13 protein-coding genes are annotated in these 15,347 nt (G+C 69.7%); 10 read left to right on the top strand and 3 right to left on the bottom strand.

What is annotated here, in order from left to right; all coding sequences use genetic code 11:
• Nucleotides 1-55: 55 nt before the first annotated feature.
• Complete coding sequence (locus ASF23_RS01965) at nucleotides 56-2,590, bottom strand: DNA gyrase/topoisomerase IV subunit A (protein ID WP_055948111.1); 2,535 nt, start codon at nucleotides 2,588-2,590, stop codon at nucleotides 56-58.
• Nucleotides 2,591-2,616: 26 nt separating this feature from the next.
• Between ASF23_RS01965 and ASF23_RS01960 the strand changes: the two genes are divergently transcribed.
• On the top strand, nucleotides 2,617-3,762 hold the full coding sequence (locus ASF23_RS01960) for an alkaline phosphatase family protein (protein WP_055948108.1): 1,146 nt from the start codon (nucleotides 2,617-2,619) through the stop codon (nucleotides 3,760-3,762).
• A gap of 28 nt (nucleotides 3,763-3,790) precedes the next feature.
• Here the strand turns inward: ASF23_RS01960 and sepH are convergent, their stop codons facing one another.
• Nucleotides 3,791-4,918 carry a septation protein SepH gene (sepH, locus tag ASF23_RS01955; protein ID WP_082473708.1) on the bottom strand — a complete coding sequence of 376 codons (1,128 nt, stop codon included), beginning with the start codon at nucleotides 4,916-4,918 and terminating at the stop codon, nucleotides 3,791-3,793.
• A gap of 257 nt (nucleotides 4,919-5,175) precedes the next feature.
• Between sepH and ASF23_RS01950 the strand changes: the two genes are divergently transcribed.
• The gene (locus tag ASF23_RS01950) at nucleotides 5,176-5,475 is read left to right on the top strand and encodes a DUF4193 domain-containing protein (RefSeq protein WP_055949098.1); all 300 of its coding nucleotides are present in this window, start codon (nucleotides 5,176-5,178) and stop codon (nucleotides 5,473-5,475) included.
• Nucleotides 5,476-5,583: 108 nt separating this feature from the next.
• On the opposite strand, the gene ASF23_RS01945 is transcribed toward ASF23_RS01950, so the two are convergent.
• Entirely contained in the window at nucleotides 5,584-6,015 is a 432-nt protein-coding gene (locus tag ASF23_RS01945; protein WP_055948103.1) for a DUF3093 domain-containing protein, read from the bottom strand.
• A 93-nt stretch (nucleotides 6,016-6,108) separates the two neighbouring features.
• Between ASF23_RS01945 and dut the strand changes: the two genes are divergently transcribed.
• From dut to ASF23_RS01905, 8 genes are all read left to right on the top strand, one after another.
• Complete coding sequence (dut, locus tag ASF23_RS01940) at nucleotides 6,109-6,621, top strand: dUTP diphosphatase (protein ID WP_082473707.1); 513 nt, start codon at nucleotides 6,109-6,111, stop codon at nucleotides 6,619-6,621.
• Complete coding sequence (locus ASF23_RS01935) at nucleotides 6,618-7,325, top strand: DUF3710 domain-containing protein (protein WP_082473706.1); 708 nt, start codon at nucleotides 6,618-6,620, stop codon at nucleotides 7,323-7,325. The genes dut and ASF23_RS01935 overlap by 4 nt, the downstream gene beginning before the upstream one ends.
• Before the next feature lie 20 nt (nucleotides 7,326-7,345).
• Nucleotides 7,346-8,203 carry a DUF3159 domain-containing protein gene (locus ASF23_RS01930; RefSeq protein WP_235510737.1) on the top strand — a complete coding sequence of 286 codons (858 nt, stop codon included), beginning with the start codon at nucleotides 7,346-7,348 and terminating at the stop codon, nucleotides 8,201-8,203.
• Nucleotides 8,204-8,330: 127 nt separating this feature from the next.
• Nucleotides 8,331-11,195: an aconitate hydratase AcnA gene (gene acnA, locus ASF23_RS01925; RefSeq protein WP_055948101.1), complete on the top strand. Its 2,865-nt coding sequence runs from the start codon at nucleotides 8,331-8,333 to the stop codon at nucleotides 11,193-11,195.
• Between the two features lie 173 nt (nucleotides 11,196-11,368).
• Nucleotides 11,369-13,357, top strand: a complete 1,989-nt coding sequence (gene dxs / locus ASF23_RS01920) for a 1-deoxy-D-xylulose-5-phosphate synthase (RefSeq protein WP_082473705.1) — start codon at nucleotides 11,369-11,371, stop codon at nucleotides 13,355-13,357.
• Nucleotides 13,358-13,589: 232 nt separating this feature from the next.
• Nucleotides 13,590-13,847 carry a type II toxin-antitoxin system Phd/YefM family antitoxin gene (locus ASF23_RS01915; RefSeq protein ID WP_055948097.1) on the top strand — a complete coding sequence of 86 codons (258 nt, stop codon included), beginning with the start codon at nucleotides 13,590-13,592 and terminating at the stop codon, nucleotides 13,845-13,847.
• A complete protein-coding gene (locus tag ASF23_RS01910) occupies nucleotides 13,844-14,104 on the top strand; it encodes a type II toxin-antitoxin system RelE family toxin (RefSeq protein WP_055948094.1) in 261 nt (86 codons plus the stop codon). Before ASF23_RS01915 ends, ASF23_RS01910 begins: the two co-directional genes overlap by 4 nt.
• Nucleotides 14,101-15,213 carry a hypothetical protein gene (locus ASF23_RS01905; protein WP_055948091.1) on the top strand — a complete coding sequence of 371 codons (1,113 nt, stop codon included), beginning with the start codon at nucleotides 14,101-14,103 and terminating at the stop codon, nucleotides 15,211-15,213. Before ASF23_RS01910 ends, ASF23_RS01905 begins: the two co-directional genes overlap by 4 nt.
• The last annotated feature ends 134 nt before the right edge of the window (nucleotides 15,214-15,347 follow it).

Here is a 15,347-nt window from a genome sequence, read left to right as displayed (position 1 = left end):
GGCACTTCTCGCGGCAGGCCCCGGGCTGCCGCGCCCGAGAGCCCGGTCGGTCGCGCTACTCCAGGGCCGCCGGGGTGTCGCCGTCCGCCCCCGGCTCGGCGTCCGGCACGTGCAGCGTCGAGGCCGACGGCGCTGCGCCGATGCTCCCGACGAGGTTCTCGAGCGGACTCCCGGAGCCGTCGCGCTTCGACAGCCAGTCCGGCAGCGTCCGAGCCGCGCCGTCGGGCCCGACCGCATGCGGGGGAGCGATGCCCGCCCAGGCGACGGAGAGCGCGTCCTCGCCCTTCAGGAACGCGTGCGCCCGGACGCCCATCGTGGCCCGACCCTTCGCGGGGAACTCGGAGAGTGCCGACACCTTCGCCCGCCCGGGGTCGGTGCCGACGAGCGTCGACGACGACACCGACACGGTGGTGACCACGACGTCGGTGCCGGGTGCGACGGTGCCGAACCAGATCGCGGACGCACCCCCGGCGAGAGCGACACCCGCGACCCCGCCGGCCGGGAGCCCCTGCGGACGGACCCCGGCAGCGGGGAAGCGGAGCAACTGCGCGTTCGAGGTGATGAACACGACGTCGTCGGTCTCCGGGCCCTGTGTGGCGCCGATGACCTCGTCGCGGTCCTTCGGCCCCAGGTCCTTCAGACCGATCGCGACGACGTCGGGCTTGTCCGGCCAGGATCGTGCGACGACGCGCTTGACGACTCCCTGCTTCGTGCCGATCGCGAGCGAGTGCTCCGACTCGAGGTCGACGAGCGCGACGACGGTCTCGCCGGACGGCAGCCCGAGGTAGTCGCGGACCCGGACCCCGGCATCGAGCCGGACGGACGCGGGCGGGACCGCGGGGACGTCGACGGGGGAGAACCGGACGACGCGCCCCCGGTTCGTCAGCGCCCCGACGGAGGCCCGCACGGTGGTCGCCACAGCGGACCGGACGGCGTCGTGCTTGGAACGCCGGGGCGTGCGCGCGACCCGGTCGGACCCGTCCGTGACCGCTGCGACGTCGACCCGGACCATGCGGCCCGTCGTCGACAGGAGCACCCGGGTCGGCGCGTCCACGATCTCCAGCTCCACGGCGGCCTTCCTGCCACCGCGGACGGGGGCATCGGCCTCGGTGAGCAGGGTTCGCCGCGGTGTCGCGAAGCGGTCCGACACGTCGGTCAGCTCGGTCGCGACCTGGGTCCGGAGGCGCGCGTCCGAGGACAGGAGCTCCTCGAGCGCCGCGATGGCTCGCAGGAGTTCGTCGCGCTCGCCCTCGAGCTCCATCCGGGAGAACTTGGTGAGGCGGCGGAGCCGGAGCTCGAGGATGTACTCGGCCTGGAGCTCGGAGAGGTCGAACACCTCCATGAGCCGACGGCGAGCCGCGTCCGAGTCGTCGGACGAGCGGATGACCTCGATGACCTCGTCGATGTCGAGGATCGCGATGAGCAGCCCCTCGACGAGGTGCAGTCGCTCACGCCGGCGGGCGAGCCGGTACTGGGAACGCCGGGTCACCACGGACAGGCGGTGCGCGACGTAGACCTCGAGGAGCTCCTTGAGCCCGAGCGTCTGGGGTCTGCCGTCGACGAGTGCGACGTTGTTGATGCCGAAGCCGTCCTCGAGCGGGGTGTGCTTGTACAGCTGCTCGAGCACCGCGGAGGGGTTGAAGCCGGTCTTGATGCCGATCACGAGCTGCAGCCCGTGGTTCCGGTCCGTGAGGTCGTTGACGTCCGAGATGCCGGACAGCTTCTTGTTCTGGACGCCGTCCTTGATCTTCTCGATGATCCGCTCCGGGCCGACGAGGTACGGCAGCTCCGTCACCACGAGCCCGGACTTCCGGGGTGTGATGCTCTCGACGCTGACCTTCGCTCGGGTGCGGAACGTCCCACGCCCGGTCGTGTACGCATCGCGGACGCCGGAGAGCCCGACGATGGTGCCGCCGGACGGCAGGTCTGGCCCCGGCACGAACTCCATGAGCTCCTCGAGCGTCGCGTCGGGGTGCTGGAGGAGGTGCTTCGCCGCCTCGATGACCTCGCCGAGGTTGTGCGGTGCCATGTTCGTGGCCATGCCGACCGCGATCCCGGAGGCGCCGTTGACGAGCAGGTTCGGGAACGCCGCGGGCAGCACACCCGGCTGCATGAGCTGGGCGTCGTAGTTCGGCACGAAGTCGACGACGTCCTCGCCGAGGCCCTCGGTCATCGCCATCGACGGCTCAGCCAGGCGTGCCTCGGTGTACCGCGCGGCGGCGGGTCCGTCGTCGAGCGACCCGAAGTTGCCGTGCCCGTCGACGAGTGGCACGCGCATCGTGAAGTCCTGCGCGAGGCGGACGAGCGCGTCGTAGATCGCGCCGTCGCCGTGCGGGTGGAGCTTGCCCATCACCTCGCCCGTGACGCGGGCCGACTTGACGTGTCCGCGGTCCGGCCGGAGCCCCATCTCGGACATCTGGTAGAGGATGCGTCGCTGGACGGGCTTCAGGCCGTCTCGGGCGTCCGGCAGTGCCCTGGAGTAGATGACCGAGTACGCGTACTCGAGGAACGATCCCTGCATCTCCTCGGAGACGTCGACGTCCTCGATGCGCTCACCGTCGGGGAGGCCGACTGTGTCCGTGCGTGCCATGGCACCTTTCTGGAAGACTGTGCTCGATGCCCTCGATCGTACCGACCGTGCCGGTCGACACCGCGAACCTCGCCGACGTCCTGCCGGGTTGCCTGACCGCGATGGGTCACGTCGACCTCGCGGTCGCTGCGCTCGGCCGGGAGGCACGGATCACCCTTCGTCCCGTCCGCTCGGCGATCGTCGTGCTGGTCGACGGCCTCGGTGCGAGCGCCCTCGCCGCGAGCGCAGGCCACGCCCGGTTCCTCGCGGCCTCGCGGCGTCGGCTGCGGAGCGGGTTCCCGACGACGACCGCGGCCGCCATCACGACGCTGACGACGGGCGCCGACCCCGGGCAGCACGGCGTCGTCGGCTACAGCGGGTACGAGCCGGCCTCGGGCACCGTGATCAACCTGCTCGGCGGATGGGACGACCAGGTCCCCGCGGGGTGGCTGCTCCGGCCGACGCTGTTCACGGCCGCGGAGCGTTCCGGGGTCGCGGCGCGGACGGTCGGTCCGGCGAGGTACCACTCCTCCGGGATGACGCAGGAGGTGCTCGGCGGCGGGACCTACGTGGACGCCGACAGCATCGCTGCCCGAGTCGACGCCGCGGTCGCCGAGGTCTCCGGGGCGTCGCAGTCGCTCGTCTACCTCTACGTGCCCGAGCTCGACAGCATCGCGCACAAGCACGGGTGGCGCTCGGACCGGTGGACGGGCACCCTCGAGGTCCTCGACGCGGAACTCGCACGCCTCGCGGCCGCGGTGCCGGCGGACGTCGGCGTGCTCGTCACGGCGGACCACGGCATCCTCGACGTCCCGGATACGTCGAACGTGTCCCTCGACGCAGCGCTGCTGGAACCGGTCGTGGGTGTGGCCGGCGATCCCCGGTGCCGCCAGCTGACGCTCGCACCCGGCACGGACACGGCCGAGCAGGTGACCGCCTGGCGGACGTGGCTCGGCAGACGTGCCTGGGTGGCGAGCCGGGCCGAGGCGGTCGACGCGGGGTGGTTCGGCGCCGTGGACGACGCCGTGCTGCCGCGCATCGGCGACGTCGTCATCGTCGCGCGGGGATCGTGGGCGTTCAACGACGATCGTGACCTGCGTGGTGAGCCGAAGCGGATGATCGGCCAGCACGGCGGACTGTCCGACGAGGAGACCTTCGTCCCGCTCGTCCTCGCGGGTGCGTTCGCCGCCTGATCCCGGTCGGGTCAGGCAGCGCCTGGACTCAGACCAGGTCGTCGTCCGAACGCGTACCGAACACGATCTCGTCCCAGCTCGGCATCGACCGCCGCGCCCGCTTCTTCCGCTCGGAGCGGCTCTCCTGACCGGACTGCTCGGCGTCCGGGACCGCCGTCGGACGTGCGTCCGCACGGTCGCGCTCCAGGTCGTCGTCGTCCTCGCCCATGTCGAGCGGGATGTCCACGACCGTGACGGATCCGCGGCGGCCGTCGATCCGGTCGCTCGTCATCGCGCCGTCGGAGCCCTGCTCGCTGAGCGTGACGGACTCGCGCTCGCCCCGTCGACGTCGGAGGGCCTCCAGGAGGTCCGCCGTCTCGTTGCCGGGTTCGCGGTCCTCGATCGCGGCGGTGCCGATGCGGGGGAGCGGTGCACGCAGGAACTGGCGTTCGGTGGGGAGCTCCGGGTCGAGCGCGCGCTCGGTCCGCTCGCCGTCCTCGGGTCCGTCGACGCGGAAGGCCCCCGAGTCGAACCGTGTCGAGTCGGTGTCGTCGGGTCCGAGTTCGACGGCTCGGAGTCGCGGGGTCAGACCCTCGTCATCGTCGTCGTGCGACAGGCGGTGCGCGTCGCCGTTCTCGGCGACGAGCGTCGACGTCTTCTGGTCGAACTTCCACTGTGCGGTGTGCTCGACCTCGTCGGCGAGGAACGCGACCTGGACCTGCCAGCCGTTCTCCGGGTGCTTCCAGCTCGACCAGCGGACGTCAGCGGCGTCGCCAGCGGTCAGGCGGTCCCCGATGGCCTCGCCGAACGTCATCGGCATGGCCTCGTCGCTCGCGCGGGCACCCTCGCCGAGGCGGGCTGCGCGACGCGGCGTGACGGGCACGCGCTGCGCGGCGTCGAGCATGAAGGAGCGCTCAGCGAGGACCGGTCCCTCGAACCGGCGCACGTAGTCGACCTCGACGTCCATGACCTCGGCGACCTGCTCGGCGCTGAACCCGCCGCGGATCTTCGCCTGGACGTCCTTCGGGGACACGCGCTTCTGCGGTGTTCCGTCCGGGTTCGCCTGCCGCACCTGACCGGGGAGGGTCGAGGTCACGGCGAGCCGGAACTCGGCTCCCTGGTCGGTCGCGAGCAGAAGCGCTCCGGCTTCCACCCCGATGACTCTCACGTCTTGCATATGTCCGCCTTCCGCTGCGTGCGTACCGTTCGGAAGTGTGCATCACCGAGGGCGCGATCACTGGGAGATCGTGGGCGCGCCGCGCGGATGGGCGCCGATCCGGAGCCGGGAATAGGCAGGCCGGTCATCAGGTTGCACAGCCAGCACCAGCCGTCGATCATCCGATCACGGACCCGGTTTGCGAAAGCGGCCACGGTGATGCAAACTGTCGCCGCCGATCCCGGCAACGACTTCTTTCCAACCAGAAACGGATGGGCATGGCCACCGACTATGACGCCCCTCGGAAGAACGACGACTCGGACTCCGAGTCGATCGAGGCACTGAAGGAGCGCGTTCCCGACAAGATGTCGGGGGTCGTGGACGTCGACGACGCCGACAACCCCGGCAGCTTCGAACTCGCCGGGCAGGACCTCTCGGACGTCGACCTCGACGTCGTGGTCCTCCCGCCCCAGGTCGACGAGTTCACCTGCGTCGAGTGCTTCCTCGTGAAGCACCGCTCGCAGCTGGACCACGAGACGAAGCTCGGCCCGATCTGCGTGGAGTGCGCCTCGCTCTGAGCGACCCGCTGCATCACGCACGACACGACGGCGTCGGTCCCCATCTCCGGGACCGGCGCCGTTCGTCGTCGACCGGCACCGTGCCTCCCGTCCGGACCGGCTGGGCCGTCAGGCGCTGAGCGCCTCGACCACCTTCTCCGGGTGCCGGACGGACACGAGCCAGTACGGCGTCGGGTCCGCGGCGTCGGCGACCTGCACGCGGACGACGTCGCGGACGTACCCGCGGAAGAGGATCCATGCCCTGGCATCGAGCGCCGGGCCGCGCTGGGTGGTCGCAGCGGCCCCGACGAACCCCGTGACGTCCCCGACGGCCGAGCGGGGCAGTCGGGCGCGCCCGGCGCGGAACTCGGTGTCCGTCACCTCGACGACCGGGGCGAGCACGATGAGCAGCGCGACCGCGGCCGCGTACATGCCGATCGCGACGATCACGCCGACCGTCACGTTGATCGGCAGGAAGACCAGCAGGCTCGCCGGGATCACGAGGGCAGTGGCGAGGTAGAGCGTCCAGGGAGCCCAGAGGCGTTCGCGGTACACGGTCACGCTCCTATTCGATCACGACTGCACGGCACCGACCTGCGTGCTCGGTCGGAGAGGCCAGCCGGACCCTCATGCGCGGTGCACTACCCTCGTCACGTGACTGCTGCCGTCGACGTGTTCTGGACCGGGGAGAACGCCCCCGGCCACGCCCATCCCGGCGACGCCGGCGCCGATCTCGTGTCGACCGAGTCGGTCGTCCTCGAACCGGGCGAACGTCGCCTCGTCGGGACGGGCCTCCGCATCGCGCTGCCGGACGGGTACGCCGCGTTCGTCGTGCCCCGGAGCGGTCTCGCCGCCAAGCACGGCATCACCATCGTCAACGCACCCGGCACGATCGACTCCGGCTACCGCGGCGAGGTCAAGGTCGCCCTGCTGAACACGGATGCGTCCGAGGCCTACACGATCACCGCGGGCGACCGCATCGCACAGATGATCGTGATGCCGGTCCCCGCCGTCCGTTTCGTGGCCGTGGACGAGCTCCCGGACAGTGTGCGGGGCGAGGGCGGCTTCGGTTCCTCCGGCTACGCCGCCGAGCCCGTGCGCACGGTCGCAGCCGGCCCGACCGAGGACCACGACGTCACCCCAGACCTGGAAGGGAACCCCGCATGAGGATCGGCAGAGGCAAGAAGGGCACGGAGCCCGCTGACGAGGTGGAGCTCGTCGAGACCACCCCGGAGGTCGAGATCGCGACCGAGGCGGACGCCGAGCTCGACGACGCGATCGCGCTCCTGCCGACCGACAAGTCGGCGCCGGAGGACCGCGAGGAGAACGGTCCGCTCGACGAGAACGAGGCGAATCCGGTCCGTCCGTACGTCGACCTCGGCGGCGTGAAGATCCTGCCGCGCGAAGGACTGCACCTGCGCCTCGAGGTCGAGGAGGAGACCCAGCGTGTCGTCGCCGTCGGCCTCGACTACGAGGACTCCACGCTGCAGGTCCAGCCGTTCGCCGCACCGCGGTCGACCGGTCTCTGGCACGAGATCCGCGAGCAGATCGCCGAGCAGATCCAGCGCCAGGGCGGCGTCGCGGATGAGGTCGACGGCCCCTTCGGCCCCGAACTGCACGCATCCGTCCCGGTGGTCGGCGACGACGGCGTCACCGACAGCACCCGTCCGGCACGGTTCATCGGCGTCGATGGCCCCCGGTGGTTCCTGCGCGGCGTGATCGCCGGCCGGGCGGCCGAGGACCCGAGTGCCGCCGACGACATCGAGGAGCTCTTCCGGAGCGTCGTCGTGGTGCGCGGCACGACCCCGATGCCCCCGCGCGACCTCATCCCGCTGCACATGCCGAAGTCGACGCCGACCTCCGGCGTCTGAGCCGACAGCCTGGAGGCACGGTGCCAGTCGACGACGAACGTCACGACCTCGACGCGGAGCGTCCCGGAGCGGATCCGCTCGCGGCGGAGCGTCCCGGAGCGGATCCGCTCGCGTCGGAGCGCGAGGAGCCGCTGTCGATCGGTGCGCAGCTGCGCGACGCGGTCCAGCGCGCCGGGATCGCACAGGTCGCCCCGGGTGAGGCGCCGTCCGGCCGGGCCCTGCTGACCGCGGTCGGTGGCGTCAGGGGGCTCGCCGAGTCGATCCTGCCCGGGTTCGCGTTCCTCGTGGTCTACGCGATCACGCACGAACTCGTCCCGAGTGTCGTGATCCCGGTCGTCGTCGCGTTCGTGTTCGTCGCGATCCGGCTCCTGCAGCGCCAGTCCCTCGCCACGTCGCTCGCCGGGATCCTCGGCGTCGCGATCTCGGCCGGGCTGTCGCTCATCACGGGGAAGGCGGAGAGCAACTTCGTCCCGGGCATCGTCATCAACATCGTCTGCCTCGTCGTCGTGCTCGCGAGCCTGGTCATCCGGCGGCCCCTCATCGGCGTCGTCGTCGGAGTGCTGCTGCCGGACGGCGACGACTGGCGGGAGGACGCCGCCAAGCGCCGCGTCCTGACGGTCGCGACGTGGCTGTGGGCCGGGCTGTTCGCGCTCCGGCTCGCCATTGAGATCCCGCTCTACCTCGCGGCCGAGGTCGAACTGCTCGCCGGCATCAAGCTCATCACCGGTGTGCCCCTCTACGCAGCGCTCCTCTGGGTCACCTGGCTGCTCGTCCGGACGGTGTTCCGCTCGTCGGCACCGGAGGACGCGTCCGACGCGGTCGTCCCCGGGCAGGACTCGCCTGTGGACAACGGCTCGGACGAGCCGCGAGCGGTGTAGGATCTATCTCGACATCAAGATAGTTTGCCGGGCGGGTTCGCCTCGTCCGGCTTAGGCTTGCCTTGCTGGTGGGACCATCCACGGCCCACGAAGATGAGGGCATCCCGATCAGCAAGGAGGCGGCACGGTGGCTGCAGAAGAACATCCGAACAGTTTCGGTTCGAAGGACACGCTGACCGTCGGGGACGTCGAGTACGCGGTGCACCGCATCGACACCGTCCCCGGCCACGAGACGCTCCCGTACAGCCTCAAGGTGCTGCTCGAGAACCTGCTCAGGACCGAGGACGGCGCGAACGTCACCGAGTCCCAGATCCGGGCCCTCGGCTCGTGGCAGCCGTCGGCCGAGCCCGACACCGAGATCCAGTTCACGCCGGCCCGCGTGGTGATGCAGGACTTCACCGGGGTCCCGTGCATCGTCGACCTCGCCACCATGCGCGAGGCGATGGCCGACATCGGCGGCGACCCGCGCAAGATCAACCCGCTCGCACCCGCCGAGCTCGTGATCGACCACTCCGTCATCGCCGACCTCTTCGGCTCGTCGGACGCACTGCAGCGGAACACCGACATCGAGTACGAGCGGAACGGGGAGCGCTACCAGTTCCTCCGCTGGGGCCAGACCGCGTTCGAGGACTTCAAGGTCGTCCCGCCGGGCACCGGCATCGTGCACCAGGTCAACATCGAGTACCTGGCCCGCGTCACGTACACCCGGCAGATCGGCGGCGAGCTCTTCGCCTACCCGGACACCCTGGTCGGCACCGACTCCCACACCACCATGGTGAACGGCCTCGGCGTGCTCGGCTGGGGCGTCGGCGGGATCGAGGCCGAGGCGGCCATGCTCGGCCAGCCCGTGTCGATGCTCATCCCCAAGGTCGTCGGGTTCAAGCTCTCCGGGTCGATCCCGGCCGGCGTCACCGCGACCGACGTCGTGCTGACGATCACGCAGATGCTCCGGAAGCACGGCGTCGTCGGCAAGTTCGTCGAGTTCTACGGCAAGGGCGTCGCCGCCGTGCCGCTCGCGAACCGCGCCACGATCGGCAACATGAGCCCGGAGTTCGGTTCGACGGCCGCGATCTTCCCGGTCGACGACGTCACGCTCGACTACCTCCGGCTCACGGGTCGCGACGACGCGCAGATCGCGCTGGTCGAGGCCTACGCCAAGCTGCAGGGCCTCTGGCACGACGCGTCCGTCGAGCCGAACTACTCCGAGTACCTCGAGCTCGACCTCGGTACCGTCGTGCCGTCGATCGCCGGCCCGAAGCGCCCGCAGGACCGCATCGAGCTCGACCACGCGAAGGGCCAGTTCGAGGTCGACCTCGAGAACTACACCAGCGCGGATCACAGCGAGGAAGACCAGGCGATCGCCGACACCTTCCCTGCGTCCGACCCGGTGGCCGCGTCCCCCGGTGACGAGGAGACCCTCTCGGACACCGAGTCGGCCAAGCCCGCGCACGCCGCCCACTTCGCGTCGAGCGCGCCGAGCACGGCCTCCAAGCCGGTCCAGGTCGCCCTCGCCGACGGCGATCCGTTCACGATCGACCACGGTGCGGTCGCGATCGCAGCGATCACCTCGTGCACGAACACGTCGAACCCGTCGGTCATGCTCGCGGCCGGGCTCCTCGCCCGCAACGCGTCGCAGAAGGGCCTGAAAAGCAAGCCGTGGGTCAAGACCACCCTGGCGCCCGGCTCGAAGGTCGTGACGGACTACTACGCGAAGGCCGGTCTGACCGGGTACCTCGAGGACCTCGGCTTCTACACCGTCGGCTACGGCTGCACCACCTGCATCGGCAACTCGGGCCCGCTGCCCGACGAGATCTCGCAGGCCGTGCAGGACAACGACCTCGCGGTGACCGCGGTCCTCTCCGGCAACCGGAACTTCGAAGGCCGCATCAACCCGGACGTCAAGATGAACTACCTGGCGTCGCCGCCCCTCGTCATCGCGTACGCACTCGCCGGGTCGATGCACTTCGACTTCGACAACGACGCACTCGGCCAGGACGGCTCCGGCAACGACGTCTACCTGAAGGACATCTGGCCGGACGCCGGCGAGGTGCAGGAGGTCATCGACTCGTCGATCGACACCGGCATGTTCACGCACGAGTACGCCTCGGTGTTCGAGGGGGACGACCGCTGGAAGTCGCTGCCCACCCCGGTCGGAGACACGTTCGAGTGGGCCGAGGACTCCACCTACGTGCGGAAGCCCCCGTACTTCGAGGGCCTGACGATCGAGACGTCCCCGGTCACGGACATCACCGGCGCGCGGGTCCTCGCGAAGCTCGGCGACTCGGTCACCACGGACCACATCTCGCCCGCCGGGTCGATCAAGGCGGACAGCCCCGCGGGGCAGTACCTCGCCGAGCACGGGGTCGACCGCAAGGACTTCAACTCCTACGGGTCGCGTCGCGGCAACCACGAGGTCATGATCCGCGGCACGTTCGCCAACATCCGGCTCCGCAACCAGCTCCTCGCGAGCGAGAACGGTGGCGCCGGGGTCGAGGGCGGCTACACCCGTGACTTCACGACCACGGACGGCGACCAGGCGTTCATCTACGACGCCTCGGAGCACTACCAGGCAGTCGGCACCCCGCTCGTGATCTTCGGTGGCAAGGAGTACGGCTCCGGCTCGTCCCGTGACTGGGCGGCCAAGGGCACGAACCTGCTCGGCGTGAAGGCGGTCATCACCGAGAGCTTCGAGCGGATCCACCGGTCGAACCTGATCGGCATGGGTGTCGTCCCGCTGCAGTTCCCCGCGGGCGAGACTGCGGACTCGCTCGGACTCGACGGCACGGAGGTCGTGTCCATCACCGGGCTCGACGTGCTCAACGACGGGTCGACGCCGAAGACTGTGCACGTGAGCGCCGCACCGACGGACCACTCGCCGGCCGGCAAGTCGACCATCGAGTTCGACGCCGTGGTGCGCATCGACACCCCCGGGGAGGCGGACTACTACCGCAACGGCGGCATCCTGCAGTACGTGCTGCGGTCGCTGGTGTGAGTGACTGACGTCCCCATCTGACGGACGGGAGGCACGGTGCCAGCTGGCACCGTGCCTCCCGTCCGTCATCTCGTCCCGGTCCGCAACACGCGTGGCGGGCCGGACGGCGCCTCCGGCCTGCGCGTCGGTTGCGCGCATACACTGAACCTTCCGGCAGCACGAAAGGAGCGTCCGTGAGTCTGCTCTCGAACATCCGGTCGCCGCATGACCTCAAGCGTCTCTCGGACGCGCAGATGACCGAACTGGCCGCGGAGATCCGCCGGTTCCTGGTCGCCTCGGTCGCCAAGACGGGCGGACACCTCGGTCCGAACCTCGGTGTCGTCGAGCTGACGCTCGCGATGCACCGTGTGTTCGACTCGCCGCGGGACCCCTTCGTGTTCGACACCGGACACCAGTCCTACGTGCACAAGCTCGTCACCGGACGGCAGGACTTCTCGCACCTCCGGGAGCGCGGTGGTCTCGCCGGCTACCCGCAGCGGCGTGAGTCCGAGCACGACATCGTCGAGTCCTCGCACGCGTCGTCCTCCCTCTCCTGGGCTGACGGCATCTCGCGTGCCTACCAGCTCACCGGGCAGGCCGACCGGACCGTCGTCGCGGTCGTCGGGGACGGGGCACTCACCGGCGGGATGACGTGGGAGGCGCTCAACAACATCTCCGACGACAACGACCGACGCCTCGTCATCGTCGTGAACGACAACGGGCGCTCGTACGCGCCGACGATCGGTGGCATGGCACGGTTCCTGAACCAGGTACGGACCCGCCGGGAGTACCGCGAGATGTTCGAGCGGACGCAGGCCTTCGCGAACCACTTCGGGCATCCGGGGCGTGCGGTCTACCGCGGTCTCCGCGGGGGGATGCACGGGTTCCTGTCCCGCTTCACGAACAACGAGGCGCTGTACTCGAACCTCGACATCAAGTACATCGGACCGGTCGACGGCCACGACGAGAGGGCCCTCGAAGCCGCGTTCCGTCAGGCCAAGGACTACGGCGCGCCGACGATCGTGCATGTGATCACGGAGAAGGGCCACGGCTTCGAGCCGGCGCTCCGCGACACGGCCGACATGTTCCACGCCGTCGGGCACATCGACCCGGAGACGGGCGAGTCGCTCGACGCGTCCGGCGGCCCGACGTGGACCGGGGTGTTCGCGGAGGCGCTCGCGACCCTCGGGGATGCCGACGAGCGGATCGTGGCGATCACAGCGGCCATGCTCCGGCCGACCGGTCTGCACCGGTTCCAGGAGCGGCACCCGGAGCGTGTCTACGACGTCGGGATCGCCGAGCAACACGCCGTGACGACCGCCGCGGGCCTGGCGTTCGGTGGCCTGCACCCCGTCGTGGCGCTGTACGCGACCTTCGTCAACCGTGCCTTCGACCAGGTGCTCATGGACGTCGCGCTGCACAGAGCCGGTGTCACGTTCGTGCTCGACCGTGCCGGGGTGACCGGGCCCGACGGACCGTCCCACCACGGGATGTGGGACCTCGCGATCCTGCAGGTCGTGCCCGGGATCCGGCTGGCCGCGCCCCGCGATGCTGCGACGCTCCGCGAAGAGCTCGCCGAGGCCGTGGCCGTCGACGACGGACCGACCGTGCTCCGCTACTCGAAGGGGTCGGTCGGCCCGGACATCGACGCCGTGCGACGACTCGACGACGGTGTGGACGTGCTCCGCGACGCCGTCGATGCGTCCGGCGCGGGTGACGTCCTCATCGTCGCCGTCGGGTCGATGGTCCCGACGGCGCTCGAGGTCGCGACCCTGCTCGACGCGCAGGGGATCAGCGCGACCGTCGTCGACCCCCGCTGGGTGGTGCCGATCGCGGCGTCCCTCGTCGACCTTGCTCGCGACCACCGGCTCGTCATCACGATCGAGGACGGTGTCCGCGTCGGTGGCATCGGGACCCGGCTGCGGCAGGACCTCCGCGCGGCGGGTGTGGACACCGGAGTGAACGAGCTCGGGCTCCCCGACGAGTTCATCGACCACGCGTCGCGGTCCCAGATCCTCGCGGACGTCGGGCTGTCTGCGCAGGCGATCGCCCGCGACGTCATCGACCAGGTCGTCGGGACGAAGTTGCCGAAGGCGAAGCCGGCGCCGTCCGGTGCTGCGGGTGGTGCGGGTGGTGCGGGTGGTGACGCTGCTCGCGCGTCGTCGAACGCGCAGCGGGGCTGACCAGCACCGACCGGTTCGGGACACCGGTCCCGATTCGTTCACTGCCCCGATGTCCCGAACCGGTCTGTCGGCGTCCGTGCGAGCTAACGCTGCCTCCGCCTCTCCGAACGAGAAGTGCCCATCTGTCGGGTGGCCTGCACCACTCGACAGATGGGCACTTCTCATGCGCAGCGCGAAGGCCGATGCTGGGCGGCTACGGACGGAAAAGGTACCAACGCGCTACTGTGTACACATGAACAGCATCAGTGCGAGTGTCTCCACGCGAGAGCTCCGAGCCGACCTCGCGAGCGTCATGGGCCGCGCGGGCTTCGGACACGAGCGCATCGCCGTCACGCGGAACGGCAAGGTCGCGGCCGTCGTCATCGGTACAGAAGACCTCGAGCTGCTGGAACGGCTCGAGAACGCCGCTGACCTCGCCGCGTACAACGCTGGCAAGGCCGCCGATGACGGTTCCCGCATCAGCCTCGCCGACCTCCGAAGCGAGGAGTGAGCAGCTACTCCGTCGAGTTCACCTCTGCTGCAGCGAGAGAGATCCGGAAGCTCCCGAAGACCCTCCGGACTCACTTGCTCGACGCCATCGAACTGCTCTCCACCGACCCACACCCCCATGGAGCGAAGAAGCTCGTGGGCACCCGATCCGCCTGGCGGCTCTGCGTCGGCGACCACCGCGTCATCTACGACGTCGCTGATGCCGTTATGATCGTCACGGTCATCCGCGTCGCGCATCGGCGGGAGGTGTACCGGTGACGGATGACGGCCTGACCGAGGAGCGCCGTCGGATGGGCGTCGTCGTGACCGAGGTGCTCGTTGCCACCGTGGGCGCCGCGCTGCTCATCTACGCGGTTACCGGCATGCTGAGAACGACCACGATAGTCGAGCCCGAAGACCTCATGGCGCGGGCAGTGCCGAATCTGCCTGCAATCGCGTCGGTGGGGCAAGCCACGGCGACGAGTTTCGACGCGCTGATCGGCACCCACATCGCGATGCTGACCGGATTCTACGTGGCAGTTGTCGGGCGGCAGATCTCAGGAACGTCTGACGAGGTCGCGCAAGTTCGTGTCCTGCTGGGCTTGATTGCCCAGTTGTCGACATCAGTGGTCATGGCGTTGGGCAGCACCATTCTGGTTGAAACGGTTCTGTGTGGCCAGGATGCGTCGAGGCTGTTCATCGTCGTGCCTGAGCTAGCCCTCGCCTTCGGGCTCACCGTTCAGCTGGGTTCGTACTCCCTTGTTCGTCTCTCGGATCGACTCGCAGAGGCTCGGCGTTCGATATCTCGAGCACAGGAACGATCCATTCGGATCAGATCGCTCAGAGGGTGGCTCGGCCTCCGAGCTGGGGCTTGGGAGGTCGTGTGCGTGTTGACACCGATACTCATCTCGATTGCCGTCGCCGCGTTCGATGCGCCACTCATCCCCGTCTCGAGCTGGTGGAGGATTGCTGTCGCACTGGCAATGATGTCCACCTTGTCCTTCGTTGGCGTCGGAACCGTGGTGTTGGCGCGGTTGATGTGCGGTCGCTGGGGCACGGTCTGCGCGATCCTGTGCGCCCCGTGCGTCCTGCTGGGCGTGCTGCTGAGTGCGACCGAGTTCAGCGCCGATCGGGGCGCGGTCGCCTCGGCCTGCCTGTCCGCGGTGGGTATTCCAGTCATCTTGGCTGGAAGTCGCGTGCGATGGCTTGTGTCGGCCTCGGCGTCGCCATTGGCACTCCGGATCGCTACGATCATCAACGCTGCGAACGCCGGGCGAGCTGACAAAATCTACCGCGATGTTCAGGTGAAGTTGGCGTGTCTGACGGCTGAGGTCGAGACCGTACGGTGTCCCTGTTGTGCACGGTCCGCCCCGGGTGCTCGGAGATAGCAGTCGCGTTCGTCCCTGTCGTCCTTCCGAAAGCCGACGGGGCTGATGCTGCTCAGGCGCTGGCCGGTGGGGCGGGCGCGGGGCGGGCCTTCAGACCGACGAGAAGTGCCCATCTGTCGGGTGGCTCGCTCGAC

It is taken from the genome of Curtobacterium sp. Leaf261, from assembly GCF_001422205.1.
Taxonomy (GTDB): Bacteria; Actinomycetota; Actinomycetes; order Actinomycetales; family Microbacteriaceae; genus Curtobacterium.
The sequence above is the reverse complement of the archived record's forward strand: the minus strand, read 5'-3'. Positions and strand labels throughout refer to the sequence as shown.

Excerpts from the sequence above, each read along its gene's own strand:
- sepH (WP_082473708.1), bottom strand. The coding sequence starts at position 4,918 with ATGCAAGACGTGAGAGTCATCGGGGTGGAAGCCGGAGCGCTTCTGCTC.
- ASF23_RS01960 (WP_055948108.1), top strand. The coding sequence starts at position 2,617 with ATGCCCTCGATCGTACCGACCGTGCCGGTCGACACCGCGAACCTCGCC.
- ASF23_RS01935 (WP_082473706.1), top strand. The coding sequence starts at position 6,618 with ATGAGGATCGGCAGAGGCAAGAAGGGCACGGAGCCCGCTGACGAGGTG.
- ASF23_RS01915 (WP_055948097.1), top strand. The coding sequence starts at position 13,590 with ATGAACAGCATCAGTGCGAGTGTCTCCACGCGAGAGCTCCGAGCCGAC.
- ASF23_RS01965 (WP_055948111.1), bottom strand. The coding sequence starts at position 2,590 with ATGGCACGCACGGACACAGTCGGCCTCCCCGACGGTGAGCGCATCGAG.
- ASF23_RS01950 (WP_055949098.1), top strand. The coding sequence starts at position 5,176 with ATGGCCACCGACTATGACGCCCCTCGGAAGAACGACGACTCGGACTCC.